Origin of the sequence: Planotetraspora sp. A-T 1434 (assembly GCF_025420585.1) — a bacterium.
In the GTDB taxonomy this organism is placed as follows: Bacteria; Actinomycetota; Actinomycetes; order Streptosporangiales; family Streptosporangiaceae; genus JAOEGB01.
The window spans coordinates 172,535-198,722 of record NZ_JAOEGB010000011.1 but is presented as its reverse complement, the minus strand read 5'-3'; the positions used below and the strand labels follow the sequence as shown (position 1 = coordinate 198,722).

Annotated in this window: 24 protein-coding genes; 10 read left to right on the top strand and 14 right to left on the bottom strand. The window is 70.4% G+C overall.

The features are described from left to right. Positions 1 to 49 precede the first annotated feature (49 nt). Positions 50 to 1,018, bottom strand: coding sequence for an alpha/beta hydrolase (locus N5079_RS16675; RefSeq protein WP_261584737.1), 969 nt, complete (start codon positions 1,016 to 1,018; stop codon positions 50 to 52). A 269-nt stretch (positions 1,019 to 1,287) separates the two neighbouring features. Here N5079_RS16675 and N5079_RS16670 point away from each other — a divergent pair, with 269 nt between their 5' ends. Beyond that, a complete protein-coding gene (locus N5079_RS16670) occupies positions 1,288 to 1,947 on the top strand; it encodes a response regulator transcription factor (protein ID WP_261584735.1) in 660 nt (219 codons plus the stop codon). On the opposite strand, the gene N5079_RS16665 is transcribed toward N5079_RS16670, so the two are convergent. Further along, positions 1,937 to 2,299: a response regulator gene (locus N5079_RS16665; RefSeq protein WP_261584734.1), complete on the bottom strand. Its 363-nt coding sequence runs from the start codon at positions 2,297 to 2,299 to the stop codon at positions 1,937 to 1,939. The genes N5079_RS16670 and N5079_RS16665 overlap by 11 nt on opposite strands. Before the next feature lie 189 nt (positions 2,300 to 2,488). Then, positions 2,489 to 3,523, bottom strand: coding sequence for a DUF4331 domain-containing protein (locus N5079_RS16660; RefSeq protein ID WP_261584733.1), 1,035 nt, complete (start codon positions 3,521 to 3,523; stop codon positions 2,489 to 2,491). A gap of 348 nt (positions 3,524 to 3,871) precedes the next feature. Between N5079_RS16660 and ppk2 the strand changes: the two genes are divergently transcribed. Beyond that, positions 3,872 to 4,699 (top strand): polyphosphate kinase 2, encoded by an 828-nt coding sequence (gene ppk2 / locus N5079_RS16655; protein WP_261584732.1) that lies wholly within the window; start codon positions 3,872 to 3,874, stop codon positions 4,697 to 4,699. A gap of 41 nt (positions 4,700 to 4,740) precedes the next feature. On the opposite strand, the gene N5079_RS16650 is transcribed toward ppk2, so the two are convergent. Beyond that, positions 4,741 to 5,325, bottom strand: a complete 585-nt coding sequence (locus N5079_RS16650) for a phosphoribosylanthranilate isomerase (RefSeq protein ID WP_261584731.1) — start codon at positions 5,323 to 5,325, stop codon at positions 4,741 to 4,743. Positions 5,326 to 5,469: 144 nt separating this feature from the next. Between N5079_RS16650 and N5079_RS16645 the strand changes: the two genes are divergently transcribed. Together N5079_RS16645 and N5079_RS16640 are read left to right on the top strand one after the other, a co-directional pair. Next, positions 5,470 to 5,940 carry a hypothetical protein gene (locus tag N5079_RS16645; RefSeq protein ID WP_261584730.1) on the top strand — a complete coding sequence of 157 codons (471 nt, stop codon included), beginning with the start codon at positions 5,470 to 5,472 and terminating at the stop codon, positions 5,938 to 5,940. A 445-nt stretch (positions 5,941 to 6,385) separates the two neighbouring features. Then, a complete protein-coding gene (locus N5079_RS16640) occupies positions 6,386 to 7,441 on the top strand; it encodes a sensor histidine kinase (RefSeq protein WP_261584729.1) in 1,056 nt (351 codons plus the stop codon). Between the two features lie 23 nt (positions 7,442 to 7,464). Here the strand turns inward: N5079_RS16640 and N5079_RS16635 are convergent, their stop codons facing one another. After that, entirely contained in the window at positions 7,465 to 8,328 is an 864-nt protein-coding gene (locus N5079_RS16635; RefSeq protein WP_261584728.1) for an aldo/keto reductase, read from the bottom strand. Between the two features lie 200 nt (positions 8,329 to 8,528). On the opposite strand from N5079_RS16635, the gene N5079_RS16630 reads away from it, so the two are divergent. From N5079_RS16630 to N5079_RS16615, 4 genes are all read left to right on the top strand, one after another. After that, on the top strand, positions 8,529 to 8,843 hold the full coding sequence (locus N5079_RS16630) for a YciI family protein (RefSeq protein WP_261584786.1): 315 nt from the start codon (positions 8,529 to 8,531) through the stop codon (positions 8,841 to 8,843). Next, positions 8,840 to 10,108 (top strand): RNA polymerase sigma factor, encoded by a 1,269-nt coding sequence (locus N5079_RS16625; RefSeq protein ID WP_261584727.1) that lies wholly within the window; start codon positions 8,840 to 8,842, stop codon positions 10,106 to 10,108. The genes N5079_RS16630 and N5079_RS16625 overlap by 4 nt, the downstream gene beginning before the upstream one ends. Before the next feature lie 133 nt (positions 10,109 to 10,241). After that, positions 10,242 to 11,024 (top strand): alpha/beta fold hydrolase, encoded by a 783-nt coding sequence (locus N5079_RS16620; RefSeq protein ID WP_261584726.1) that lies wholly within the window; start codon positions 10,242 to 10,244, stop codon positions 11,022 to 11,024. A gap of 386 nt (positions 11,025 to 11,410) precedes the next feature. Then, on the top strand, positions 11,411 to 11,818 hold the full coding sequence (locus N5079_RS16615) for a sensor histidine kinase (RefSeq protein WP_261584725.1): 408 nt from the start codon (positions 11,411 to 11,413) through the stop codon (positions 11,816 to 11,818). 257 nt (positions 11,819 to 12,075) lie between these two features. Here N5079_RS16615 and N5079_RS35360 read toward each other — a convergent pair whose 3' ends face one another. The 7 genes from N5079_RS35360 to N5079_RS16575 form a co-directional block, all read right to left on the bottom strand. After that, positions 12,076 to 14,337, bottom strand: a complete 2,262-nt coding sequence (locus N5079_RS35360) for an alpha/beta fold hydrolase (RefSeq protein WP_315967848.1) — start codon at positions 14,335 to 14,337, stop codon at positions 12,076 to 12,078. Continuing rightward, complete coding sequence (locus tag N5079_RS16600) at positions 14,334 to 14,696, bottom strand: YciI family protein (protein ID WP_261584724.1); 363 nt, start codon at positions 14,694 to 14,696, stop codon at positions 14,334 to 14,336. Before N5079_RS16600 ends, N5079_RS35360 begins: the two co-directional genes overlap by 4 nt. A 149-nt stretch (positions 14,697 to 14,845) precedes the next feature. Continuing rightward, positions 14,846 to 17,104 carry a heavy metal translocating P-type ATPase gene (locus N5079_RS16595; RefSeq protein WP_261584723.1) on the bottom strand — a complete coding sequence of 753 codons (2,259 nt, stop codon included), beginning with the start codon at positions 17,102 to 17,104 and terminating at the stop codon, positions 14,846 to 14,848. A gap of 37 nt (positions 17,105 to 17,141) precedes the next feature. Beyond that, positions 17,142 to 18,206 (bottom strand): hypothetical protein, encoded by a 1,065-nt coding sequence (locus N5079_RS16590; protein WP_261584722.1) that lies wholly within the window; start codon positions 18,204 to 18,206, stop codon positions 17,142 to 17,144. Continuing rightward, positions 18,203 to 18,415, bottom strand: coding sequence for a heavy-metal-associated domain-containing protein (locus N5079_RS16585; protein WP_261584721.1), 213 nt, complete (start codon positions 18,413 to 18,415; stop codon positions 18,203 to 18,205). Before N5079_RS16585 ends, N5079_RS16590 begins: the two co-directional genes overlap by 4 nt. Before the next feature lie 85 nt (positions 18,416 to 18,500). Next, positions 18,501 to 18,782 carry a metal-sensitive transcriptional regulator gene (locus tag N5079_RS16580; protein ID WP_261584719.1) on the bottom strand — a complete coding sequence of 94 codons (282 nt, stop codon included), beginning with the start codon at positions 18,780 to 18,782 and terminating at the stop codon, positions 18,501 to 18,503. A 125-nt stretch (positions 18,783 to 18,907) separates the two neighbouring features. Further along, on the bottom strand, positions 18,908 to 20,332 hold the full coding sequence (locus tag N5079_RS16575) for an NUDIX hydrolase (protein WP_261584718.1): 1,425 nt from the start codon (positions 20,330 to 20,332) through the stop codon (positions 18,908 to 18,910). 88 nt (positions 20,333 to 20,420) lie between these two features. Between N5079_RS16575 and N5079_RS16570 the strand changes: the two genes are divergently transcribed. Together N5079_RS16570 and N5079_RS16565 are read left to right on the top strand one after the other, a co-directional pair. Then, on the top strand, positions 20,421 to 21,284 hold the full coding sequence (locus N5079_RS16570) for an NAD(P)-dependent oxidoreductase (protein ID WP_261584717.1): 864 nt from the start codon (positions 20,421 to 20,423) through the stop codon (positions 21,282 to 21,284). A gap of 66 nt (positions 21,285 to 21,350) precedes the next feature. Next, positions 21,351 to 22,334, top strand: coding sequence for an aldo/keto reductase (locus tag N5079_RS16565; RefSeq protein WP_261584716.1), 984 nt, complete (start codon positions 21,351 to 21,353; stop codon positions 22,332 to 22,334). 136 nt (positions 22,335 to 22,470) lie between these two features. On the opposite strand, the gene N5079_RS16560 is transcribed toward N5079_RS16565, so the two are convergent. Together N5079_RS16560 and N5079_RS16555 are read right to left on the bottom strand one after the other, a co-directional pair. Beyond that, entirely contained in the window at positions 22,471 to 24,213 is a 1,743-nt protein-coding gene (locus tag N5079_RS16560; RefSeq protein WP_261584714.1) for a pyruvate dehydrogenase, read from the bottom strand. 55 nt (positions 24,214 to 24,268) lie between these two features. Continuing rightward, the gene (locus tag N5079_RS16555) at positions 24,269 to 25,996 is read right to left on the bottom strand and encodes an NAD-dependent malic enzyme (protein ID WP_261584713.1); all 1,728 of its coding nucleotides are present in this window, start codon (positions 25,994 to 25,996) and stop codon (positions 24,269 to 24,271) included. Positions 25,997 to 26,188: the final 192 nt, after the last annotated feature.

Genomic DNA, 26,188 nt, shown 5'->3' with positions numbered 1-26,188 from the left:
AAGGGGGGTCCCGTGTTTCACCGCGTGCGCGGCACCGCATGCCTTCCGGTCAGACGGCGAGTGCCGTGCGCAGAGCCGCGATGGCCTGGCGGATGGCGGCGTCGGCGGCGTGGGTCTCGCGCAGGTCGTTCAGCATGACGAAGTCGTGGATTACGCCCTGGTAGCGGACGGCGGTCACGGGAACGCCGGCCTCGCGGAGCTTGCCGGCGTACGCCTCGCCCTCGTCGCGCAGGACGTCCGCCTCGCCGGTGATGACGAGCGCCGGCGGCAGACCGGCGAGCTGCTCGGTGGTGGCCCGGAACGGCGAGGCCGTGATCTCGGCGCGCTCTTTCTCGTCGGTCGTGTACTGGTCCCAGAACCACTTCATGGCCTCGCGGGTCAGGAAGTAGCCCTCGGCGAATTGGTGGTAGGAGCCGGTGTCGAAGCTCGCGTCGGTGACCGGGTAGAACAGCAGCTGGAACTTCAGCGGTACATCGCCGCGCTCCTTGGCCATCAGGGTCATCGCAGCCGTCATGTTGCCGCCGACGGAGTCGCCCGCGACGGCCATCCGCGAGGCGTCCAAGCCCTTGCCGGCGCCGTCGGTGACGACCCACCGGGCCACTGTGTAGTTCTGCTCGATCGCGACTGGGTAGCGCGCCTCGGGCGACAGGTCGTACTCGGGGAAGACCACGGCGGCACCGGTCCCCACGGCGAGCTCGCGGACCAGCCGGTCGTGGGTGTGGGCGTTTCCGAACACCCAGCCCGCACCGTGGATGTAGATCACGACGGGGAGCGTGCCGGTGGCCCCGGCGGGCTTGACGATGCGGGCGCGGACGCTGCCCGTCGGACCGCCCTGTACGGTGATCCATTCCTCGCCCACGGCGGGCTTCGTGATCTCCCCCGACTGGACCTCGTCGACCGCCTTGCGGCCTTCGGCCGGGGGCAGCTGGTACAGGAACGGGGGCTCCGCCGTGGCCTTCGCGAACGCTGCCGCGGGCGCTTCCAGGACGGGAGTGACCGGCGTGAATGTCTCCGACATGATGCTCCTCCACTAGGGGCGAGGGCTGAATGGGGGCTCGGCGGGGAGCCGCCTTGGATGTCTTCCAGTCTGGTCACGGGGCGCCCGGACGGCTGTCGAGCCGCCTTCAAAGGCTGTGTCGGCCACCCCGAGGCCGCTTGTAGGGAAAGCCCCACGGTCTCGGGGTCGTCCCTACCTGCCACGTGGCTGTGACGCCGCAAGAGCCCGTGCGACGACCGACCTGGTGGAGGCAAATAAAAGGGGCATTTAGTGCTGAATAGGATGCGTTCATGAGTGAGCCTCTGCGCGCAGTGCTCGGAGAAGACCAGCCGATCGTCCGAGAGGGCATCACGGCCATGTTGGAGCGGTCCGGCATCGAGGTCGTCGCGTCCGTCGGCAACGCCGTGGAACTGGTCAGGGCCGCAGCCGAGCAGAAGCCGGACGTGGTGATCACGGACATCCAGATGCCGCCGAACCTCGCCGACGACGGCCTTCAGGCGGCCCGGCGGATCCGAGCGGAGCAGCCGGGCACACCCGTGATCGTGCTGTCCCAGTTCCTGGACGCCTCGTTCGCGCTCGATCTCGTCGGAGAGGACCCGAGTGGAGTGGCTTACCTGCTGAAGGAGAAGGTAGCGAGTTCACAGGTCCTTACGGATGCGGTTCAGCGGGTCATCGCCGGCGGTTCGGCACTCGACCCGGACGTCATCTCCACTCTCGTCGGCCGCAAGCGTAAAGAGGACCCGCTGAGCGGGTTGACCCCCCGGGAGAAGGAGGTCCTGGCACTGATGGCCGAGGGGCATTCCAATTCGGGCATCGCGGAGAAGCTTGTCGTGACGGTCCCCGCGGTGGAGCGGCACGTCACCGGCATTTTCCTCAAACTCGGCTTGCAGCAGGCCGAATCTTCACAGCACCGCCGCGTTCTCGCCGTGCTGCACTACCTCAAGCGGTAGAGGAGAAAAGGGCATTCAAGTCGGCGTCGAACAGCCGGTCCTTGGCCACGAATCGCACGATTCCCGCACTGGCGAGCTCCTCTGCCGACCACGCGGAAGGATCGGTCGAGGTCATCACGATCCTGAGCGGGTGTCCCTCTCTTGTGATCGCCCGAGCGACGGAGAAGCCGTCCTCGTCCGGGAGGTGGAGATCGAGGAGCACGCCGTCGGGGCGGTGCTCACGGATCACCGCGATCGCCGACGCGCCGTCCGGCGACTCGGCGACGACCCGCAGCCCGCGCGCGGCCAGCAGCGCCCTGGCGATGCGACGGAAGCCAGGGTCGTCGTCGACGACCACAATGTTGACTGACATGAGACCAGCATCACCGCCGGGACGAGCGGCGAGCTATGGGGGCAACCCCACGTTTTGCTCCGCTCAAGATAGGGATTCTCTGTCCCGTTAGTGGGACAGCAGACCAGGCCACGCCCGCCGGCCGACGGGAGAGCGGCCCAGCGGCATGTACGGCCGGTAGCACCGCACGGCGCCGGGCCGCCCCGGGTCTCAGGAGGCGGAGGGCACGTAGGGGAAGGTCCGGGACGGCTTGGCCGTCACGGATTCCTTTCCGATGCCCAGGGTGACGGGCGTGTTCGCGGCGAAGGAGAACATGACGTCCGGGGCGTTGTCGGTCAGCGAACGACCGTTCCACTCCGCGAAGCCGTAGGCGGCCGGAGTCCCGACGGTGTACGGCAGGACGTTGGGCAGGATCTTGCCGACAACCGTCCGGGCGTAGGCCTCCGGGTCCTCGGCGGTGCCGTAGGCCCGCACCACTTCCGTCACCATCTCGGTGAGCAACTCGCCGTGGATCTGGACGTCGCGGGCCGGGACATTCTCGTTGAGCCGGTCGCCGAGGTCCTCGTCGAACTGGGTGAACAGCGGGTGGATCATCGGCAGGCCGGCCCGGTTGATCGGACGCCACCCGCCGGCGTCGGTGGACAGCGAGGCCAGGCCCCAGACACCGATCCGACGGTCTTCGCCCGCGACCGGCAGCAGCTCCTGGTCCGTGATCTCCAGGACGATGGAGTAGACGGTGTGGCCGGCGAACAGGTTCTTCGCCTCGGCCGGGTTCCACGCCGAGAGGTCGACGGTGGTGCCGTCCTGGAACGCGTGGCCGACGGCGTGCAGAACGTCCGGCTCGATCCAGAACGGGTCGCCCGCCTTGCCCGCCCAGACACGGCCACCTTCGGCGAGTTCGACGGTCTCGCCGGTGCGGCCCTGGGCGATCAGCGTGCCTGCCGCGAAGGCGTCACGGGCCTGCGATCCGGCCAGACGGCGCAGCTCGTAGCGCTGGGTCCCGTCGCCGTCGGCGTCCGAGAAGGTGAAGCGGTAGGTGAGATCCTCGACGGCGTCACCGTTTCCATCGATTTTGAACTCGTACCTGCCCTCCGGGTGCAGACCGCGCGGGATGTCCTCGCCGGCGATCGAGTGACTGTGGTCGGTCACGAAGACTGTCCCCCGCTCTCCGCGGAAGACGTACAGGTCCGTGATGTCCAGGCGCGGGTCCTGGCGGGCGAGGGGGGAATCGAGGTGGTGGGACATGGCGCTCTCGCATCCTCTCCATGGATGGGCAGACAGGGAAGGTCACGGGTGACTGAGCAGACAGTTCTCGGCCGCCGTAACAGAAGGCTTCCGGTACCTCGACCGGTGTTCGCTTGCCTGGCTCTCTCGTGGCTTCAGTCTGCTGATGATGTGCAATCGAGGCTGTCGAGGCGCCTCCACAATCACGACCTGCCTTCCCCAGGCCCAGCAGGGGGTTAACCCCACAACGGGGGGCCTGAAGCCTCGCTACCTGCCGGCCGTGTTCCTGTCACCCCGGACGATCACCCGCCACCGAGACGGTGGATCTTATGATCCTGGTGAGCGATCGAAAGGAAACGGGGCCCCGCCATGGCGAAGGATGCGGAAGCGACCTCGACGGTGCGGTTACGGCGCAAGCCGTACGAGAAGGAGCTCTATCGGCTGCAGGCGGAGCTCGTGAAACTGCAGGAATGGGTGCGCGCCGAGGGCCGCCGGGTCGTGGTCATCTTCGAGGGCAGGGACGCGGCCGGCAAGGGCAGCACGATCAAGCGCGTCGCTGAATACCTCAACCCGCGCGTCGCCAGGATCGCCGCGTTGCCCGCGCCCACGGAGCGGGAGCGCACCCAGTGGTACTTCCAGCGCTACGTGGAGCATCTGCCCGCCGCGGGGGAGATCGTCCTGTTCGACCGGAGCTGGTACAACCGGGCCGGCGTCGAGCGGGTGATGGGTTTCTGCACGCCGGAGGAGTACACCAGGTTCCTCCACCAGTGTCCGATCTTCGAGCGGCTCCTCGTCGAGGACGGGATCCTGCTGCGCAAGTACTGGTTCTCGCTGAGTGACGCCGAGCAGGAGCGGCGATTCCACGACCGGCTGAACGACCCGATGCGCCGATGGAAGCTCTCGGAGATGGACCTGGAGTCGATCACCAGGTGGGAGGACTACTCCCGGGCCAAGGACGAGATGCTGGTCCACACCAACATCGCCGAGGCGCCGTGGTACGACGTGGAGAGCGAGGACAAGCGGCGGGCCAGGATCAACATGATCTCCCACCTGCTCTCGACGATCCCCTACCGGGAGGTCGAGCGCACGCCTCTCAAGATCCCCAAGCGTCCTCCGTCCTCGGGCTACCGGCGACCGCCCCGCAGGTTGGAGATCCGCGTGCCGGACGTGGCGGCCGCCCTGGAGAGCGGAGACTGACGGCGTCGGCCGGCGTCGGCCGGCGGCGGTGCCGAAGCCGGTCAGCTCCTGGCCGCCGAGATGAAACGCCGGATGAGGCCGGGGTCCTTCACGCCGTCGCGCTCGACCCCGCTGGACACGTCGACACCCCAGGGGCGCACCTCGGCGATGGCGCGTGCCACGTTGCCGGGGCCCAGGCCACCCGCCAGCATCCATTGACCGGACGCGCGTCCGGCGATCGCCGACCAGTCCCACGGCTCGCCCGATCCCGGCTTGGGGGCGTCCACGATCAGCATGCTCTCGCCGTACGCGCCACAGCGCAGGTCGGCGTCGGAGGCCACGGCGCGGATGAGCGGAAGGCCCAGGTCCTTCAGCGCGTCGAAATCGCTCTGGGGGTGGCGTCCGTGCAACTGCACGCCCCGCAGGCCGGCCTCCAGCATGGCGGCCCGTACGGCATCGGGTGACTCACCGGAGAACACCCCCACCGTCAGGACGTGAGACGGGATGGATTCGGCCAGCTCGCGTGCCTTGAGCGGGGTGACCTGCCGCTTGCTGCGAGTGAGGACGAAACCCACGGCGTCGGCTCCGGCCTCGACAGCGGCGGCCACATGCTCGGGCTCGCGCACTCCGCAGATCTTCACGAACACCCTCGGACCCTATCGTCCCAGGCGAGGAGCGTGGTGTCAGACGGCTGCGGGTCCCAGGGGGCTTTGGCGGAGTCCCGGCCGGGGCGGTTCCTTCAGTTCCACGAAGATCGCGTGTGTCCGGGTGTCGCCGATGTTCTCACCGGCGTGCTCCTGAGCGCCCAGCCAGCGCACCTGGCCGGCGCCGAGTTCCAGCTCGACCTTCCGGTCACCGGAGGTGAGCCGGCGGCCCGGCTCGACCTGGTCATGCGGGAGTTCACTCACCTGACCCTGGAATGGGAGCCGCAACTGCGGACATCGCTGCGGCTGTCCCTGGAGCCGGGCGCCGGCCAGCCGATGCTGCGTCAGGGGCGGGCCATCGGATGGATCGAAGACGCTCTCGCTCCGCTCCGCCGTACCCGGCCCGGCCTGGACGTCCACCAGCTGGCCGTGGCGATCCGGTCGGCGACCGGCATCGAGGCGCTGATCTGGCTCACCGACATCGCCGGGCTGTCGCGGGAGCAGGCCGCTCAGACGATGCGCTGGTCGGCCCGCGCCATGCTGTGCGCCGCGCTCGCCGGAAACCAGCCCGGGAAGCCGTTCGAAACCGATCCGGACAAGTCGGTTGGGGACTCCTGAGTCGCCCGCCCGGCGGCTCCCCGCGTAACCGAGCGCGAAGGGCTCCAATGCCCCCAACCTCACGTTCGTAACACCTTGGCATGCCAAATTCTGAGATTTCTACCCAAAACCGCAGGTCACATGGCACGAACGAGAACGATTACTTTACTTTAGTAATTCAAGTCTGCTGCTAGCGTGGGTCACAACCGGCGGCCCCGGAGGCCGACTGGATCGAACCCTTCGCCCGCCGTGGGACGCGCCCACAGACCGATCGTCAACGGATCTGGCGCACGGCGACTCGCGAAGCCTCACCGAGCCATCACTCGCACATGCCCAAGCGTGCCACCAGACCACGTCGGAGGAGGACGCGGTGCACATCCTTCATTTCCTGAAACGCAGCCGGTCACCTTTGACGCGACTGCGTCCACGGTCCATCCGGAGCCGCATCACGGTTCTGGTGAGCATCGTGGCGGCACTCCTCCTGATCCCTTCGGGCCTGCTCGGAAGCATGGCAGGCCGTCAGATGCTCGCCGACAGGGCGTGCCTGCTACTCGTCGCGGAGGTTCCTTTCTTGATCGGGCTCACTGTTTGGGGAACCTGGAAGGTGGCCGGTCGCACGCTCCGGCCCGTTGAGGACATCCGGTGCGAGCTGGCCGCGATCAACGTCAACGACGTCGGCAACCGGGTCGCGGAGCCTTCGGGCCATGACGAGATCGCGCGCCTGGCGCACACGGTGAACGGAATGCTGGCGCGGATCGAGCACGCGAAGAACGTGACCGAGCGGGCACTCCAGCAGCAGCGCCAGTTCGCCGCGGACGCCTCCCACGAGCTGCGCACGCCGCTCGCCGGGCTCCGCGCCGAACTGGAGGAGGCACAGCTCCATCCGGAGGAGACCGACCTGCGGGACCTGCTCCACCGCGCGCTGACGGACGTCGACCGCTTACAGGCGATCATCGCCGACCTCCTCCTGCTCGCCCGGGTCGGCGCGACCAAGGTCACCGAGCAGCAGCCGGTCGACCTGGCGGAGCTGGTCGACGATGAGGTCTCCGCGCGCAACGACCGCGTCAGGGTGCAGCTGCGGCTGCAGTCCGGCGTGACGGTCAAGGTCGTCCGCTCCCACATCGGCCGGCTCCTCACCAACCTCCTCGACAACGCCCAGCGGCACGCCAGGCAGGCCGTACGGGTCGAGGTGTATCTCAGCGGCGATGCCGCCATCCTCGCGGTCAGCGACGACGGCACCGGAATCCCCGAGGCCGAGCGGGAGCGGATCTTCGAGCGGTTCACCCGGCTCGACGCCGCGCGCAGCCGCGATCATGGCGGCACGGGGCTCGGCCTCGCCATCGCACGGGACATCGCCAAGGCTCACCACGGCATCCTGCGGGTCGCCGACTCGGCCAGCGGCGGCGCGTGCTTCGTGCTGCAGCTGCCGCTGGGCCGTCCGCCCTCATATGTGGGCTCGGATGCCCCGACCCCCAGCGTGGCGCTGTTCTGGCGTGAAGACGTCGCGATGATCTCGGCCTGAGTCGTCCTGAAAGGGATCCCCCCTCACCGCGCCGAGTCGAGCCGGGCCAGCTCGTCATCGGAAAGTCGCAGATCCGCCGCCTTGACCGAGTCGAGGATCGTCTCCGGCCGCGAGGATCCCGGGATGGGGATCACCACCGGCGCCTTCGCCAGCAGCCAGGCCAGACACACCTGCTGCGGGCTCACGCCGTGAGCCTGGGCCACCTCGGCGAACGGGGCGAAACGGGAGCCCAGCTCGCCCGCGTGGGAGATGCTCCCCAGCGGCGCCCAGGGCAGGAACGCGATGCCCATCTCCGCGCACAGCTCCAGCTCCGGCTCGCTGGAGCGGAACGCGGGGGAGAACTGGTTCTGAACGCTCACCAGCCGGCCGCCGAGGATCTCGTCGGCCTCGCGGATCTGGTCCGGATCGGTGTTCGAGATGCCCGCATAGCGGATCTTCCCGGCGTCCAGCAGGTCGCGGATCGCTCCGATGGAGTCCGCGTAGGGCACTTTCGGGTCGGGCCGGTGAAACTGGTACAGCCCGATCGCCTCGACACCGAGCCGCTTCAGCGAGGCCTCGCAGGCCTCCTTCAAATGGTCGGGCGACCCGTCCTGGGCCCACGAGCCGTCACCCGGGCGCACGTGGCCGCCCTTCGTCGCCACCAGCACGCCTGAGGTGTCCCCTCCGAAGCTGGCGAGCGCCCGCGCGATCAGCAGCTCGTTGTGGCCCACCTCGCCCGCGTCGCGATGGTAGGAGTCGGCGGTGTCGATCAGCGTCACCCCGGCCTCGAGCGCGGCGTGGATGGTCGCGACGGAGCGCTGCTCGTCAGGCCGTCCTTCGATCGACATCGGCATGCCGCCCAGGCCGATCTCACTGACCTGCGTGTCGCCGATACGGCGAGTCCTCATCAAATCCTCCTCAGACAACGACAAAGAGGTCTCATATCCTGCCGACGCCGGTGTGAAACCGTCCAACCCGGGGGTGGTGGTCCGTTCCGGACGTTCCCGTTCGTCGTAACAGTGGATGGGCGCGTAACAGTGGATAGGCGCGTAACAGTGGATGGCCGTCGTATTAGTGGACGGGCACAGGGGGAGGCCTTGTGAAGTACATGTTGTTGATCTGCGGCGACGAGTCCGCGGCGGCCCACGCCGACGAGGGGTGCGGCGGATGGAGCGAGGAGATGCTCCGCCGCGGGGTGTTGCAGGGTGGCGCGGGGTTGCGCCCGCCCGCCGACGCCACGACCGTCCGGGTGCGCGACGACAAGGTGGTGCTCTCCGATGGCCCCTTCGCCGAGACGAAGGAGCAGATCGGCGGCTTCTGCCTGATCGAGTGCGCCGATCTGGACGAGGCCATCGAGGTCGCCGCCAAGCATCCGGCCGCGGCTTACGGGACCATCGAGATCCGGCCGATCTGGCCGGCATGACCACCGAGGTGGACGCCGCCGTCGCCCGGGCGTTCACGGCCGAGTGGGGTCAGGTGGTGGCGACGCTCATCCGGCTGACCGGCGACTGGGACCTCGCCGAGGAGTGCGCGCAGGACGCCTTCACGCTGGCCCTGCGGCGCTGGCCGGGCGATGGGATTCCGAACCGGCCCGGGGCCTGGCTCACCACGGTCGCGCGCAACCGCGCCACCGACAGGCTGCGCCGCGAAGCGGTCGGCGCCGCCAAGCTGCGCGAAGCCGGACTGCTGGAGGTGGCCGCCATGTCCCCCGAGCCCGAACCCGGGCACGACGGCGGCGTGCCGGACGACCGGTTGCGGTTGATGTTCACCTGCTGCCACCCGGCGCTGGCACTCGAATCCCAGGTCGCGCTGACCTTGCGCACCCTGGCCGGCCTCACCACCGCCGAGATCGCCAGAGCGTTCCTGGTCGGCGAGCAGACGATGTCCAAGCGGCTGACCAGGGCCAAGCAGAAGATCCGGCATGCCGGGATCCCCTACCGCGTGCCGCCGGCGCACCTGCTGCCGGAACGCATGCCCGCCGTGCTGGCCGTGCTGTACCTGCTGTTCAACGAGGGCTACTCGGCCACGGCGGGCGCCGGCCTGCTGCGGCGCGACCTCGGCGCGGAGGCGATCCGGCTGGCCCGGGTGCTGGTACGGCTGATGCCCGGCGAGCCCGAGGGGGCCGGCCTGCTCGCGCTGATGCTCCTGCACGACGCCCGCCGGGATGCCCGCCTCGACGACGCCGGTGACATGGTGACCCTGGAGGACCAGGACCGCGGCCGGTGGGACAGCGCCAAGATAGCCGAGGGCGTCGGGCTGCTCGACGGGGCGTTGCGGCGCGGCCGGCCCGGCCCCTACCAGGTGCAGGCCGCCATCGCCGCCTGCCATGCCACCGCCACCGACGCGGCGCGGACCGACTGGGCCCAGATCGCCGCGCTGTACGGCACGCTGACGCGGCTGGTGCCGTCCCCGGTCGTGGAGCTGAACCGCGCGGTGGCGGTGGGCATGGCCCGGGGACCTCCGGCCGGCCTGGCGCTGGTCGAGGCACTGGAGGCGTCCGGGACGCTGCCCGGCTACCACCTGCTGCCGGCGACCCGCGCCGACCTGCTCCGCCGCCTCGGCCGCACCGCCGAGGCCGCAGCCGCCTACCGCGAGGCGCTCGACCTCGCCTCCGTGCCCGGAGCCGCGACCGACACCGAGCGCCGCCATCTCAGCCGCCGGCTCGCGGAGACCACTGCCGCCTCATAGCTGTCCGTCCGGGCCCCGGTCTTTCGTCGGTGGATGGGAGCTTCCTCAAGAGCCTCCGGAATCAGGGGCCTTCGAAATCAAGAGTCTTCAGGATCAAGAGTCTTCGGAATCAAGAGTCTTCGGAAGGGGTCAGATGTACACAGTGACGTCACGCGACGGCACCACGATCGCGTTCGAAAGGTCGGGCGACGGGCCGCCGATCGTCTTCGTGACCGGCGCGTTCAACGACCGATACACCTGCGCGCCGCTGGCCGGACTCCTGGCCTCGCGGTTCACCGTGATCACTTATGACCGCCGGGGACGAGGTGACAGCGGGGACGCCGCGCCGTACGCCGTGCAGCGCGAGATCGAGGATCTCGACGCCGTCATCGAGGAGGCCGGAGGCGCGGCCTTCGTGTTCGGATACTCGTCGGGCGCCGTCCTGGCGTTGAAAGCCGCCGCCCACGGGTCGGCGATCACCAAGCTGGCCGTGTACGAGCCGCCGGTCCCCCTCGGGCACACCGGCCCGTCGCTCGACCTGGCGGCGGAGATCGCCGAGCTGGTCTCCGCGGGCCGGCGGGGAGACGCGGTCGAGGCCTTCCAGACCAGGGCCGTCGGCCTGCCCGCCGAGGTCGTCGCCCAGATCCGCACGTCGCCCATGTGGCCGGGCCTCGAGAAGATGGCGCACACTCTGGTCCACGACCTCACCATCACCGGTGATCCGGCGCTGACTGAGGAGCTGGGCTCGGTCAAGATCCCCACGCTCGTCCTCGACGGCGCGGTGACGTGGGACTCGGTGCGCCAGGCCGCGACCGCGATCGCCGCCGCCCTGCCGCGTGGCGATCGGCGCACCCTGCCGGGAGGAGAGAACCACCACATCGACCCGGCGGCCACCGCCCCGGTGCTCGGCGAGTTCTTCACAGTGGACCCGGTGTGAACAGTGGAACCGGTGTGACAGCGGACGTCAGGGGGCGATCGCCGCCGACATCGGCTGGGCCTTCGGATCCGGCACACCGATGTACGGCACGGAACAGGATCTCGCAATCGTCCTCTGCGGCCGCGGGCTGCTGGTCGGCCGGTTGCGCGGGGAGCCCAGGGAGCGATTCGCCGCTGCCTGAGCCCGGAGTTCGGGAAGGAGGCCGCGCCGCCGTACGGGCCGCGCGGCTCCCGCATGCGTGGCCCGTACGGCGGCGCGGTCATCCTTTTGGCTGATTTCCTTCACCATCCAGCCGATCCCCCCACGCCGGGGCGCGCGTCTAGGTTCGCTGGGAGACGGAAGAAGACGCCGCGGCAGCCCGGCGGGGCAGGTCAGGAGGATGGCAATTGGCCAAGGTAGTCGACATCCGAGCGGAGGGGCTCGCCCAGCGGTTGGAGGGCTACCTCACCGGTTGGGCGGAGCGGTCCGGCGTCGTCGTCGAGATCTGGGCGCTGCCCGCCAGGACCGTCCCCCGTGCCGTCGCCCAGGCGGTGTACGCGACCCTCGTCGAGGCCCTCGCCAACGCCGAACGGCATGCCGCCACCCACGTGTCCATCGCGATCACCGTGGGTGCGAGCGGCCTGCGTATGACCGTGAGCGACGACGGCGCGGGCTTCGCCTCGGGCGAGTCCGGGCAGCCGGGCGGGCGCGGGCCGGTCGCGATGCGTGCCCACTTCGCCGAAGCCGGCGGCACGCTCACGGCCAACAGCATCCCCGGGAGCGGCACCACGATCATCGGCCTCATCCCCGCCTGAGCGAATCTCCCGGACGATCGCAGAGACGGGCCGCTCGTCACACTCATCCACGCCGGCGGCGAGGCTCTACGCCATCCGGAAAAGAGCGTAACGGTCAACACACGACAAAATCCTGATCAGTCGCGGATTCGCCCCTGAAGACGACTGCTTACAACTGATTGAGCGCGGAGACGAGCCGCCGTTCCTCGTAGTCGAAATGCGTCTCCGGCCTCCTCCTCCGATCCCAAGGTGACGGGCAGCATTTGTCAGACAACTCGCTAGCCGTTGGAGAGGACCTTGTGCAGGGTCTCGGCGAACTCGGCGGAGTGGGTGTTGAAGCCGCCGTGGTCACCGGGGAAGGTGACGAGGGGCGTGCCGAGGCGCTCGGCCAGCGTGACCGCGGCGCGGTGGGGCGGCTGCCCCTGTGAGGCGTCGCCGCCCGCGATCACGACGCGCGGAGAAGTTGTCCGCAGCGTGTCGACGTCGGGCACGTGGCGGCTGAACTGCCACAGCTCGTGTGCGAGGAAGAACTCGACGTTGCGCTCCATCCGGGCCATCGCCTCCAGCATCTCGGGACTCGGCTCCCCATGCTGCTGTCCCGAGTCGCCGTGCTGTCCGGAATCGCCGTGCTGTCCGGAATCACCGTGCTGTCCCGAGTCGCCCTCCTGAGCCGGCTCGCCGTGCTGGTCGGGCTGGTCGGGCTGGTCGGGCTGGTCGGGGTGGCCCTGGTGGCCCTGGTCATCCTGCTCGGGGCCGTCGCCCATGCCCATGCCCGCGCCGAATCTGTACATCGCGGGGCCCACGCCCTCCTTCACGTAGGTGTCGTGCACGTCATCGAAGAACTCGCGACAGTGCGCGTTGTCGGGCAGCAGCTCGAAGGCGGTCGGCTCGTGGGCGACGAGGGCGCGCACCTGCCCGGGATGGCGGGCGGCCAGCTCGAGCCCGATCAGCCCGCCGGAGCTGCATCCGAGGACGTACGCCGGCTCCCCGGTGACCGCCGCCAGCAGGTGGTGGGCGTCGTCGGCGTGGACCTCGACCCGCTGGTCCTCCGCCGGGCCGTCGAGCGCGCTGCGCGAGTTGCCCCGCCGGTCGTACGTCACGACCGTGTACCTGTCGGAGAGGGCGCCGGCGAGGCCCCCGTACACGGCGGAGTCCATGATCCCGCCGCAGATCAGCAGCAGGACCGGACCCGACCCACGGGTCTCGTAGTGAAGGGTCGCGCCTGGCACTTTCAACGTGTTCATCTCAGAGATCCTTCGCGGTGACGGCTGCCGGGAGTGTGGTCTGCGGCCGGCTTCTGCGAGCCGTAGGGCCTGGGCTTCGAGGTAGCGCTGTTCGGGGAGGCTGGTGGTGCGGCGCGCGGCCGTCCGGTAGCCGGCTCGCGCGGCCTCGTGGTCGCCGGCCATCTCCAGCAGGTGCGCGCGAACCGCGTGGAGGCGGTGGTGACCGGCCAGCCGGTCGTCGGTGTCCAGGGTTGCGAGCAGGTCGAGCCCGGCGTGCGGCCCCTCGACCATGGCGACCGCGATGGCGCGGTTGAGAGTCACCATGGGGCCGGGGGACACCCGCTCGAGCAGCCGGTACAGCCCGAGGATCTGCCGCCAGTCCGTGTCGCCCGCCTGGGCGGCCTCGTCGTGGACGGCCGCGATTGCCGCCTGGAGTTGGTAGGGGCCGAGCGCGGATGTGGACAGCGCGTCCGTGAGGAGCGCCGCGCCCTCCTCGATGGATCGCCGGTTCCAGCGGGTGCGGTCCTGTTCGGCCAGGGGGATCAGCTCGCCGCTGGGCCCGGTGCGGGCGGGGCGCCGTGCGTCGGTGAGCAGCATGAGGGCGAGCAGCCCGGTCACCTCGCCGTCGCCGGGGAGCGCCCGGCGGACGGCGCGGGCGAGCCGGATGGCCTCGCCGGTGAGGTCGGTCCGCTGCAGGTCGGGCCCCGAGGTCGTGGTGTAGCCCTCGTTGAAGATCAGGTACAGCACGTGCAGGACCACGCGCAGCCGTTCGGCCCGCTCGTCCGGCGGGGGCATCCGGAAGCCGATGCCCGCGGCCTTGATCCGCTGCTTGGCGCGGCTGATGCGCTGCGCCATGGTCGCCTCGGGGACCATGAACGCGCGGGCGATCTCCGCCGTGGTGAGGCCGCCGACGGCGCGCAGGGTGAGCGCGACCTGGGAGGGCGGCGTCAGCGCCGGGTGACAGCACATCAGCAGGAGGGTCAATGTGTCGTCCTGGCCGGGGGACTGTTCCTCGCTGCCGGGAGGCGGGGCCGTCAGCCCTTCGGGCGCCGCCATGGCCGCGACCGTTGCCTCCCGGCGGCTGCGGGCCTCCTCGCTGCGCAGCTGGTCGGTCAGCCGGCGGCCCGCCACCGTGATCAGCCAGGCCCGGGGGACCTCCGGCACGCCCTCACTCGGCCACTGGACGGCCGCCGCGAGCAGGGCCTCCTGCACCGCGTCCTCGCAGGCGTCGAAGTGGCCGTAACGCCGGATGAGGGCACCGAGGACCTGTGGCGCCAGCTCGCGCAGCAGATCCTCAATGCGGACGTCCGCTCTCAAATCTCCGTCCCGGACTGGTTCATGAGGGGCCGCACTTCCACCCCGTTGTCGCGGGCGGCGGGGTAACGGGCGGCCAGCTCGATCGCCCGGTCGAGGCTCTCGCAGTCGACCACGAAGTAGCTGGCCAGATAGTCCTTGGACCGCAGGTACGGCCCGTCGGTCACGACCGGGAGGCCGTCTCGCACCCGGACGGTCTTCGCCTTGACCGAGTCGGCCAGGCCCTCCACGCTGACGAGCTCTCCGGACTCGCGGATCTCCTTCTGGAACGCCGCGTCCGCCGCGATCAGCGAGGCGAACCGCTCCTCGGAGTAGGACGCCCAGAGCTCGTCGTTGCCGTAGATCGAGAGCATGTACTTCATGTCTTCACCCCTCATGGTCGGCGCCCCGGTCTGGGCGGCCTCTCACAGGTAGTTCGGAGCACGCGACACGTTCTCTACATCCCCACCGAAAACGCCAAGAAGGTTCGCGATCTCCCGGCCGTCAAGGTTTCACATGAAACGGCGCCGGCTCACCGGAAGCTTCGCAGCCGCAGGCTGTTGCTCACCACGAACACCGACGAGAACGCCATGGCGGCTCCGGCGATCATGGGGTTGAGCAGGCCGGCGGCGGCCAGCGGCAGGGCGGCCACGTTGTAGGCGAATGCCCAGAAGAGGTTGCCCTTGATGGTGGCGAGGGTCCGGCGGGAGAGCCGGATGGCGTCGGCCGCCGTCCGCAGGTCGCCGCGGACCAGCGTGAGGTCGGACGCCTCGATGGCCGCGTCGGTGCCCGTGCCCATGGCGAGGCCCAGGTCGGCCTGGGCGAGCGCGGCGGCGTCGTTGACGCCGTCCCCCACCATGGCGACGGTCCGTCCTTCGGACTGCAGCCGCTTGATCACATCGACCTTGTCGGCGGGCAGCACCTCGGCGATCACGTCGTCCGGGGAGATGCCGACCTCGGCCGCCACCGCGCGGGCGACGGCCTCGTTGTCACCGGTGAGCAGGAACGGCGTCAGCCCCAGGGCGCGCAACTCCGCGACGGCCTTCGCCGACGTGGGCTTCACCACGTCCGCGACCGTGAGCACCGCGCGGGCGGTGCCGTCCCAGCCGACCGCGACAGCCGTACGGCCTGCGGCCTGGGCCGTGTGCAGCTTCCGCTCCAGCTGGGCGGGCAGATGCTGGGACCAGTCGGCCAGCAGGGCCGGCCGTCCGACCAGCACCGCGTGCCCGTCCACGATCCCCTGGACGCCGCGCCCCTCGACGTTGGCGAAGTCCTCCGGCGCGGGCAGCTCACCCACACGTTCGGCCGCGCCGCGGGCGACGGCCTGGGCGATCGGGTGCTCCGAGGCGTGCTCCAGGGCTCCGGCCAGCCGCAGGACCTCATCGGCGTCCTCGCCGTCCGCGACGAACACGTCCAGTAGGGTCATCCGGCCCTCGGTGACGGTGCCCGTCTTGTCCAGCACGATGGTGTCGATCGCCCGAGTCGACTCCAGCGCCTCCGGGCCCTTGATCAGGATGCCGAGCTGGGCTCCCCTTCCGGTGCCGACCAGCAGCGCGGTCGGCGTCGCCAGGCCCAGCGCGCAGGGGCACGCGATGATCAGTACGGCTACCGCCGCCGTGAACGCCGCACCAGCGCCGCCTCCCGTGCCGAGCCAGAAGCCGAGCGTCCCCACGGCCAGCGCGATGACGATCGGGACGAAGACGGCCGAGATCCGGTCGGCCAGCCGCTGGGCCTGCGCCTTGCCGGTCTGGGCCTCCTCCACCAGCCTGGCCATCTGGGCGAGCTGGGTGTCGGCCCCGACCCGGGTGGCCCGGACGACGAGCCGCCCCCCGGCGTTGACGGTGGCCCCGGTGACCGGGTCGCCCGGCCGCACCTCGACGGGGACGGACTCGCCGGTCAGCATGGAGGTGTCGACGGCGGAGGAGCCCTCCTCGATCACGCTGTCTGTGGCGATCTTCTCGCCGGGCCGTACGACGAACAGGTCCCCGGCGGCGAGCCGGTCACTGGGGATCCGCGTTTCCTGGCCGTCGCGCAGCACGGCCACGTCCTTGGCGCCGAGCTGCAGCAGCGCCCGCAGGGCGGCGCCCGCGCGGCGCTTCGACCGGGCCTCGAAGTAGCGCCCGGCCAGGATGAACGCGGTGACGCCCGCCGCCGCCTCCAGGTAGATGTTCCCCGACCCGTCGGTCCGCTGGATGGTGAACGTGAAGGCGTGGGTCATCCCCCGCATGCCCGCGCTGCCGAGGAACAGCGCCCACAGCGACCAGCCGAAGGCCGCGATGGTGCCGATGGAGATCAACGTGTCCATGGTGGCGGCGCCGTGGCGCAGGTTGGTCCAGGCGGCCTTGTGGAAGGGCCATCCGCCGTAGACGACGACCGGAGCGGTGAGGGTGAGCGACAGCCACTGCCAGTTGGTGAACTGCAGGGCCGGGATCATGGCCATGGCCACGACCGGTACGGCGAGGACCGCCGAGATGAGCAGCCGCAGGCGGAGGGGGCGGAGCTCGTCCACCGCCTCGCTCTCCCGGGCGTCGGTGTCGGATGGTGGCGGAGCCGGCAACTCGGCGGTGTAGCCCGCCTTCTCCACCTCGGTGATCAGGTCGCGGACCGCGACGCTCTCGGGGAAGGTCACCTTCGCCTTCTCCGTGGCGTAGTTGACCGTCGCGCTCACGCCGTCCAGCTTGTTCAGCTTGCGCTCGATCCGGGCGGCGCAGGACGCGCAGGTCATGCCGCTGATTGAGAGCTCGACGGCGCCCAAGGAGACCGGCGGCCTGCCATCGGTGACGAATGCCATCACCTCTCCTTTCTCCCAGTGTGGCTCCCGGCCGGCGTCAGTGGCCTGAGTGCTCATCGGAGTGCTCCTGCTGCGCGGGCGTCACGGCCGGTGCCGAGGCCGGTGTCGAGGCCGTGGGGGCGGCCTGACCGGCGCGGGCGGTGAAATCGGCGGTGTGTACGGCTCCCGCGTGCTTGAAGTCCAGAAACAGCCGGTAGTCGCCGCCGGTCGGCACCTCGGCGTGGAAGGTGATCTCCGGTCCGGCCGGGGTCCTGCCGTCGCCGGGCGATCCGTCCGGGTGAACGTGCAGGTAACCCAGGTCTCCCGCCCGCAGGGCGACCAAGTGGCCGTAGGCGCCGAGATAGGGCTGGAGGTCGGTGACCGGCTCGCCGTCCTTGGTGATCTTCAAGGTCAGCGGGCTCGACCCGCCGCCGTTCAGCTCCCCGTCCAGAGTAACGGTGTAGCCGTCGACTGTGGCCGTACGGGAGACCGGTGGCAGCGCCTTCGGCTCGTAGTCGCCGGCGGCGTTCAGATCCATCCCCAGTGTCAGAGCCTCGTGATCATCGGGTGCGAAGTCCGCGAACGCGCGGTACGGCCCGGCTTCCGGCAGCGACAACCGTACCGACCAGACGCCGTTGTCCAGGAGTTGGGGGTGCAGGTGCTGGAACCCGGTGAGATCCCGCCTGACCACGATGAAATGCAGCTTCTTGTCGTGCCGAGTCTGATAGCCCGTGACGGGCTTCCCGTCGGGGCCGATGACGGTGAACCGGAAATCGGTGGCTTCGCCGGGCTCGATGGTCGAGGTCAGCGGGCTGAGGGTGTAGCCGTTCACGGATATCTGGAGCCCTTCGGGGATCGGCGGGGCATCCGCTCGATCGCTGTGATCCCCGCCGTGGGCGTCACCGGCGTCGGGGCCCCCGGCGTCGCCGGTGTCGTGCGGGCCTTCGGCGTCGCCGGTGCCATGGGTGTTGTGCGCGTCCGGCCTGCTGTGGGCGTCCGGCCTGTTGTGGGCTTCGGTGGCGGCGGAGCCCACCGGGCCGGCGGACCTACCCGCTCCCAGCGCGCCGCCGAAGATCACCGTCAAGCCGACGACGTAGGCTCCGAGCTTGGCCGGGGTGTTCACGGCCGGTCCGCCAGTTCGTATCCGGCGGTCCGCACGGCGGCGCCGACGTCGGTCGCGTCAATGGGGCCGTCACTTGTCACCGTGACCAGGCCGGTCTTCAGGTCGACATCGACGCCCGTGACACCGGGGACTTCTCCGACCTCCTCCTTGACCGAGCTGACGCAGTGGCCGCAGGTCATGCCGGTTACGGTGTATGTGGTGGTGGTCATGGCGATCACTCCTCGTGGTGGTGGTTGTGGTGGCGGAAGGCCCTGGCAGCCAGAGAAGACCGCCGGGGGAAGCCCGTCGGGAAGGTCAGGAGCGGACGAGGCGCGCGATGGCGTCGGAGGCTTCCTTGATCTTGGCGTCCGCCTCCGCGCCTCCCTTCGCGGCCGCGTCCGCCACGCAGTGGCTCATGTGCTCTTCGAGCAGCGACAGGGCGAAGGACTGAAGCGCGCGGTTGGCGGCCGAGACCTGAGTGAGGACGTCGATGCAGTACTTGTCCTCCTCGACCATCCGTTGCAGGCCGCGCACCTGCCCCTCGATCCGGCGCAGCCGCGTCAAGTGGTCCTGCTTGGAGTCGGTGTATCCAGCCATATCTCCACCCCTGTCCCGTGGTCCCACCCAGAACAACACCATACCCCCCTATGGTATTTCCCGACATTTGGGGCCCGCCGATCCCGGGCGTGAGGGTGAGGGTGACTACCGTTTCATGTGAAACATCAGAAAAGCGCCCTGGCGATCAGCATGCGTTCGGAGTGCGGCATGCGGGTCGCGTCGATGGACCCCCCGTCCAGCCAGCGTCCCGGCACGCTCGGATGCGCCGGAGACGCGGGGGCCGATGAAAGGCCGGACGCCGGTGAGAGATCAGGCAGGGCGGCGGCGAACGTGAAACGGCGTCCCGATACGCCGTCGGCCGCCACGTAGTCGTCGGCCCCGATGAAGCGGGCGCCCTGCGAACTCGTCACCACTGGTGAGTCGGGAGATGCCGGGGAGGCCGTCGCGGCGGATGAAGAGGCTGGGGGCGGTGAAGGGGGCGAAGCCGGAGGCGCCTGGGAAGCGGATGACGCCGGGGAAGCGGCCTTCGCGACCCTGGCCAGGGCCGCTTCGAGCGTCTCGCCTGGCCGTACGACCGTGGAGGGCAGGCGGTCGGTCTCCTCGTCCGACAGGACGAACACCGCGCCGTCGCGGTGTCGGATGAGCGCGACGCTCAGCTGCCGGAACCCGGCCCGTACGGCTTCCGCCTCCAACTCGGCCGGACCGGGGACGTCCCATCCGTGCAGGGAGAAATCGAGCTTCCGCCGGACGGCCTCGATGCCCGCGCGGGCATAGGGAACCGTGCCTTCCGGCAGGTCGTCGGCGGAAAACCAGCCCAGCTCGGCGCACTTGTGCGGCTCGGCGTTGACCGGAGTCCCGGCATGGTCGCGGGCCACGAGGAAGAACCCGATCCGTGCCGTGCCCCCGGCGTTGCGGTGGTGCATCACATGGACCACGTCCAGCCCGGAGACGTCGATCCCGAGCTCCTCCCGGGCCTCCCGCACGGCCGTGTCGATGACGGATTCGCCCTCCTCCAGATGCCCGGACGGCATGATCTGCCACTCCCCGTCGGCGTAGCCCGTGCCCTGGCGGCGGCCGAGCAGCACCCGGTCGCCGTCGAACAGCAGGAGGTGCACGTCGACCACGGGGCGGTAGCGACCCGGCGCGTGGGTGGCCGAGGCGAGCAGCCCGGGAAGCGTATCGGCGCTGTCCGCGATGAAGTCGGCCAGCTCCCGGGGGACCAGGTTCAGCTCGCGCACCTTCTCCGGCCGCACCCGCTCGATCACGTGGACGCCGTTGCCGGGGACGAGGAACTCCGGCCCGCTGCGCCGCGTCAGGTCCATCTCGACCAGGCGGCACGCGTACGCGATGAGCTGCCTGCCGGGCTCCGCGGCCGTGAAGACCCGCAGCGCGGGCCCGGCCGTGGCGCCGAGCTCCTCGTCCAGTTCGCGGCGGAGGGTCATCTCGGGCGAGGTGTCGGCCGGCTCCACGCCGCCTCCCGGCGTGATCCAGTACGGCTCGAGCCCCGGCTTCACCCGTTTGAACAAGACGATGTCCTCGCCGTCGAAGAGGATGGCCCGGACGCTGTGCCGTACAGGATGCATGGGCATCATCCTCCTGCACGCCCTCCCCGCCCGGGGCCACCCTGGCGGCGCCCCTGCAAACAGAAAAAGGACAATGGCCGTAGGGGGGTGCCATATGCGGATAGCGGTGCTCGGGATGGGGAGAATGGGCCGGGCCCTGGCCCAGCGGCTCCTCGGTCAGCACTTCGCGGTCACGGTCTGGAACCGGACACCGGGCAGGGCCGCGGACCTGGTCGGCGATGGGGCCATCGAGGCGTCCTCGCCCGCCGAGGCCGCGCGCGACGCGGAGGCCGTGCTGCTGTCGCTCGCCGACGACCAGGCCGTCCGCGAGGTCGTGGGCCGGCTGGCCGGTCTGGAGCCCACCCGCGACTGGCCGATCGTGGCCGACATGAGCACCGTCTCTCCCGCCATGTCCCGTGAGCTGCGCGATCTCGTGCCCGGTGGCCGGTTCGTGGCGGCGCCGATCGTCGGCGGGCCGCTGGCCGTCGTGGTCGGGAAGGCCACGGCCCTGCTCGGCGGAGATCGCCGAGCCGTCGAGAAGCTGGAGGCGGTCTGGCGGGACGCGTTCGCCGGCTACTCCTACTGCGGTGAGGATCCCGGCTGCGCCGTGACGTTGAAGCTGCTGAACAACTACCTGCTCATGTCCACCGTGGCCGTCGTCGCCGAGGCCGTGGCCACGGCGCAGGCCGCCGGGTTCGGCGAGGACACGGTGCGCGAGATGCTCTTCACCTGGCCCACCGTCCCGCCCGCCCTGCACAACCGGCTCGACGACATCATCGGCGGCGATCACGAAGGCTGGTTCACGACCCGGCTCGGGGCCAAGGACGTGCGGCTGGCCCGCGAGGTCGCCGAAGCCGCCGGCCTGGACCTGCCGATCGCCCGTCTCGTCGAGCGGCGCTACGAGGAGGCGGCGGAGCGTGGCTGGGGCGACGCCGACATCGCCGCGATCGTGGAACTGCTCCGCGCGAGGCGGCGCTAGTTTTATGCGGCTGCCGTACGCGCCGAGAATGGCGGCGGCGTGCCGTACATGTGAGGAGTGGTTGACGTGGGAGCTGTCACGGAAGCCGGCACGAGGGTGCCCGGCAGCGTGGACATGACTTATCGCCGGCTGGGGGACTCGGGGCTCGTCGTCTCGTCCGTCGGCCTGGGGGGCAACAACTTCGGCCGCCGGATCGACCTGGACGCGACGCGGGCCGTGGTCGACGCCGCCTTCGAGGCCGGGATCACCCTGATCGACACCGCCGACATCTACGGGGAGTCGGAGACCTTCCTGGGCGAGGTCCTGCGGGGCCGCCGCGACGAGGTGGTCCTGGCCACCAAGTTCGGCGGAGACACGGGCGGGGCGAATGGCCCGGATTGGGGAGCCCGAGGCTCCCGGCGGTACATCCGCAAGGCCGTCGAGCGGTCGCTGCGCCGGCTGCGGACCGACTGGATCGACCTTTACCAGCTTCACTTCCCCGACGCCTCGACGCCGATCGAGGAGACCCTGTCCACCCTGTCCGACCTGGTCCGCGAGGGGAAGGTCCGCTATGTCGGCTCGTCGAACTTCGCGGGGTGGCAGGTGACCGACGCCGACTGGATCGCCCGGACCGAGGGATACGAGCGCTTCGTCAGCGCGCAGAACGAGTACAGCCTGCTGGACCGGCGGGCGGAGCGGGAGCTGACCCCGGCGCTGTTGCATCACGGCATCGGCCTCCTGCCGTACTTCCCGCTGGCGAACGGCCTGCTCACGGGCAAGTACCGCCGGGGCGCGGGGGCGCCGGAGGGCACCCGCCTGGCCGGCCGGCCGCAGTACCTCACCGGCGAGCGCTTCGACGTGGTGGAGAAGCTGGAGGCGTTCGCCCAGCGCCAGGGCGTCAGTCTGCTCGACGTGGCGATCGGCGGTCTCCTCGCGCAGCCTGCCGTGGCCTCGGTGATCGCGGGCGCGACCCGCCCCGAGCAGGTCAAGGCCAACGCCGCCGCGGCCGCCTGGATCCCGGACGACGAGGCACTGGCCGAGCTCGAGGAGATCGCCCCCCGCCCCGCCTGACCCGCCACCCCCCACGCCGTGATCATGCGCGCTTTCCCGCACATCCCGCCTGCCTGCGGCTTCGCCGTACGTGATCATGCACTGGACGCTCGGCGCCGGGCCGGCAGCGGCCGGTCTGAGCAGGTCGGAGGTCAGCTCAGAGGCGGGGGAGGTTGCGGAGGTTGCTGCGGGCCATGTTGACGACCTCGTCGGCCTCCCCCGCCAGGACGAGCCTCGTCATGGCCAGCGCGAACCCCCTGACCTGCTCCCCCTTGATCTTGGGCGGCATGGACAGGGCGTTCGGGTCGGTGAGCACGTCCACGAGCACCGGCCCGTCCGCCGCGAGAGCCTCCCGCAGGCCGTCGCGGACGTCGGCCGGGTCCTCGATCCTGATCCCCTTCACCCCGGCCGCGCTCGCCATGGCGGCGAAGTCGGGGTTCTTCAATGCGGTCTGGTACGGCGGGTAGCCCGCGACGAGCATCTCCAGCGCGACCATGCCGAGCGAGCCGTTGTTGAAGATGACCACCTTCACCGGCAGGCCGTACTGCAGGAGGGTGAGGAAGTCGCCCATCAGCATGGCGAAGCCGCCGTCCCCGCACATGGCGACGACCTGCCGGTCCGGGTAGGCGACCTGCGCGCCGATCGCCTGGGGCAGCGCGTTGGCCATCGAACCGTGGACGAACGACCCGATGAGGCGTCGCCGCCCGTTGGGGTTGATGAGACGCGCGGCCCACACGGTGGACATCCCGGTGTCGACGGTGAAGACGGCGTCGCCTGCCGCGAACTCGTCGAGGGTGGCGGCGACGTGCTCCGGGTGGATCGGGCGGTGACCGCTCACCTCTGTGGCATACGTGCGGAGCCGGCCGACGAGATCGTGGTGCCGGCGCAGCATCTTGTCGAGGAAGGCGAAGTCGGTCTTCTCCGCCACTCGCGGCAGCAGCGCCCGCACGGTCTCCCTGGCATCCCCCCAGACGCCGAGGTCGAGCCGGGAGCGGCGGCCCAGGCGTTCACGGCGCAGATCCACCTGGACGACCTTCGGCTCCGACGGCATGAACTGGACGTACGGAAAGTCCGTGCCGAGCAGCACCAGCAGGTCGCACTCGTGCATGGCCTCGTAGCAGGCGCCGTAGCCGAGCAGCCCGGACATCCCGACCTCGTACGGATTGTCGTAGGCGACCCAGTCCTTGCCGCGAAGCGCGTAGCCGACGGGGGCCTTGAGCCGCGCGGCCAGGGCCACCACCTCGTCGTGCGCCCCGGCGACACCGCGACCGCAGAACAGCGTCACCCGCCTGGCCGCGTCGATCATCTGGACGAGCTCCTCCAGCACGGCGTCGGACGGCCGGGCGGTCGGTTGCTGTTCGAGCCGGTAGGAATGCTCGAGGTAGGCGCCGCCGGCCGGGAGGTCGGCCACGTCGCCGGGCAGGACCACGACCGCGACCCCGTCGTTGCCGATCGCCTCCTGGATGGCGATCTGGGTGACCCTCGGCAGCTGCTCGGGCCGGGAGACCAGCTCGCAGAAGTAGCTGCACTCCCGGAAGTACAGCGTGGGGGTGGTCTCCTGGAAGTAGCTCGTGCCGATCTCGGTGCTCGGGATCTGGGCGGCGAGCGCGATCACCGGCGCCATGCTGCGGTGGGCGTCGTAGAGACCGTTGATCAGATGGACGTTCCCCGGGCCGCAGCTCCCGGCGCACGCGGCGAGCCGGCCGGTGAGCTGGGCCTCCGCGCCCGCGGCGAACGCGCCGGCCTCCTCGTGCCTGACGTGCACCCATTCGATGCCCTCGTGGCGGCGGACGGCGTCCACGACGGGGTTGAGGCTGTCACCCACGACCCCGTACATGTGCCGCACCCCCGCGGCGAGCAGGATCTCCACGAACTGGTCGGCCACCGTGCGTTTCGCCATCTCCCACGACCTCTCTCTACGGCCTTCCCCCGTGGCGCCGTGCGACAGGGCGTCGTCATGCTCCGGCCGCCTTGACGTGGCGGTAGACGGGCTCCCACATCGCGTCCCGCACCTGCTGGAGGGTGTCGGGCAGCTCGGCCCTGGCCAGCCCCTCCTTGGCCGCCCGGTCGGCGACGTCGGCCGCGACCGTGGCGGAGACCGTGCGCAGCTCGTCCACCGGTGGCAGGAGCGACGCGCCGGGCGTGTGCACGTCGACCAGCCCGGCGACGGTCTCGGCGGCGGTCGAGAGCATCCCCGTGCTGATCCGGGTCGCCCGTGACACGATCGCGCCCAGCCCCAAGCCGGGGTAGACCAGCGCGTTGTCGGCATGGCCGATGGCGTAGCCGACGCCGTCGTGCATGACCGGGCCGGAGGGAACGCCGGTGACGACGAGGGCCCGTCCGCCGGTCCACCGGACGAGGTCGCCGGGCGTCGCCTCGATGCGATCAGCCGGATGCGACAGCGGGAAGATGACCGGCCGTTCGACGTGGGCGGCCATCTCGCGGACGACCGGTTCGGTGAAGGCTCCCCGAGCGCCGGAGACGCCGATGAGCATGGTGGGCCTGACCCGCGCCACGACCTCGGCGAGGCCGATCCGGCCGTCCTCCTCGCGCCGCCACGACGCGACCTCGGCGGCCGGGCGGGCGTAGGACGCCCGGTCTGGGGCGATCGGGAACGGCATGTCGTCGGTCAGCAGCCCGGACGCGTCCAGGGCCCAGATCCGCCGGGTCGCGGCCCGCTCGTCCACTCCGTCGCGGATCATCGCGCCGCGGAGCTGGTCGGCGATCCCGACGCCGGCCGTACCGAACCCGAAGACGACGATCCGCTGTTCGTGCAGCGGCGTGCCGGTGACGTGGGTGGCGCTCAGCGCCGACGCGAGCGTGATCGCGCCGGTGGCCTGGATGCCGCCGTCGAAGACGCATGCCCGGCCGGCGTGCCGCTCCAGGATCCGCCTGCCGTTCTCCGCCGTGAAGCCCTCGAGGTGCAGGACCGCGTGGGGGAACAGCCGGGAGACGGCGGAGACGAAGGTGTCGATGAAGTCGTCGTAGCGCCGCCCCCGCACCCGCGAATGCCGGTTGCCGACGTAGAAGGGGTCCGCGAGCAGTTGCTGGTTGCCGGTGCCGACGTCGAGCGCGACGGGGATGGCCCGCGCCGGGTCGATGCCGGCCGCGGCCGTGTACACGGCGATCGTGCTCACCGCGATGTCGAGGCCGCCGCCGACGCCCCAGTCGCCGACGCCGAGGATGTCCTCCGCGTCGGAGGCCACGATCAGGTCGAGATCCCCGGCGCCCAGCCCGAGGTTCTCGAAGATCCGCTGCACGCTGTCCGGATGGTCGATCGACAGGGAGGCCCCGCGTGGCCGGCGGTACTCCCGGCTGTACTGCCTGATCGCCTCGCCCTCCGTCGGGTCGTACACGATCGGGAGCATCTCCCCGAGATGCTCGCCGAGCAGGCGGTGGAAGAGCACCTCGTTCCGATCGTGCAGAGCTGTCAGGTAGACGTTCCTGCGCAGGTTGGTGGGCTGGGCGCGATACTGGCCGTATGCGAGGCGCGCCTGTTCGTCGAGCCCCATGACCACCGGCGGCAGAAGCGAGTCCAGCCCCAGCTCGGCACGTTCCTCGGGGGTGAACGCCGTTCCCTTGTTCAGGACCGGGTCGCGCAGGACATCCATGCCCCGCGCCGACGTGACGTAGCTGCCGTCCGGTTCTTCCCGGAACTTCCGTCCTTGCTTTACCGCGGACATTTCTGCCCCCAAAGCGGTCGGCAGGTCGTACCGTGATCTCCTCCACAGTCTCCCACTTCTCCTGTTTCAGCACGTCAGCGACCCCGTGCTGGACGGCGGGGCGGCCCGGCCGTACATGGGGGAAACGTGCCGTTTCCTTGGTTCAGGACAGACCGGAAGCGGAATAGCTTGAGGAGATCCTGTGGGAGAAGG

Bases quoted from the DNA above. Each gene is read 5' to 3' on its own strand.
- N5079_RS16675 (WP_261584737.1), bottom strand. From the start codon at position 1,018: ATGTCGGAGACATTCACGCCGGTCACTCCCGTCCTGGAAGCGCCCGCG.
- N5079_RS16670 (WP_261584735.1), top strand. From the start codon at position 1,288: ATGAGTGAGCCTCTGCGCGCAGTGCTCGGAGAAGACCAGCCGATCGTC.
- N5079_RS16665 (WP_261584734.1), bottom strand. From the start codon at position 2,299: ATGTCAGTCAACATTGTGGTCGTCGACGACGACCCTGGCTTCCGTCGC.
- N5079_RS16660 (WP_261584733.1), bottom strand. From the start codon at position 3,523: ATGTCCCACCACCTCGATTCCCCCCTCGCCCGCCAGGACCCGCGCCTG.
- ppk2 (WP_261584732.1), top strand. From the start codon at position 3,872: ATGGCGAAGGATGCGGAAGCGACCTCGACGGTGCGGTTACGGCGCAAG.
- N5079_RS16635 (WP_261584728.1), bottom strand. From the start codon at position 8,328: ATGAGGACTCGCCGTATCGGCGACACGCAGGTCAGTGAGATCGGCCTG.
- N5079_RS16630 (WP_261584786.1), top strand. From the start codon at position 8,529: ATGTTGTTGATCTGCGGCGACGAGTCCGCGGCGGCCCACGCCGACGAG.
- N5079_RS16625 (WP_261584727.1), top strand. From the start codon at position 8,840: ATGACCACCGAGGTGGACGCCGCCGTCGCCCGGGCGTTCACGGCCGAG.
- N5079_RS16620 (WP_261584726.1), top strand. From the start codon at position 10,242: ATGTACACAGTGACGTCACGCGACGGCACCACGATCGCGTTCGAAAGG.
- N5079_RS16600 (WP_261584724.1), bottom strand. From the start codon at position 14,696: ATGAAGTACATGCTCTCGATCTACGGCAACGACGAGCTCTGGGCGTCC.
- N5079_RS16595 (WP_261584723.1), bottom strand. From the start codon at position 17,104: ATGGCATTCGTCACCGATGGCAGGCCGCCGGTCTCCTTGGGCGCCGTC.
- N5079_RS16585 (WP_261584721.1), bottom strand. From the start codon at position 18,415: ATGACCACCACCACATACACCGTAACCGGCATGACCTGCGGCCACTGC.
- N5079_RS16580 (WP_261584719.1), bottom strand. From the start codon at position 18,782: ATGGCTGGATACACCGACTCCAAGCAGGACCACTTGACGCGGCTGCGC.
- N5079_RS16575 (WP_261584718.1), bottom strand. From the start codon at position 20,332: ATGCCCATGCATCCTGTACGGCACAGCGTCCGGGCCATCCTCTTCGAC.
- N5079_RS16570 (WP_261584717.1), top strand. From the start codon at position 20,421: ATGCGGATAGCGGTGCTCGGGATGGGGAGAATGGGCCGGGCCCTGGCC.
- N5079_RS16560 (WP_261584714.1), bottom strand. From the start codon at position 24,213: ATGGCGAAACGCACGGTGGCCGACCAGTTCGTGGAGATCCTGCTCGCC.
- N5079_RS16555 (WP_261584713.1), bottom strand. From the start codon at position 25,996: ATGTCCGCGGTAAAGCAAGGACGGAAGTTCCGGGAAGAACCGGACGGC.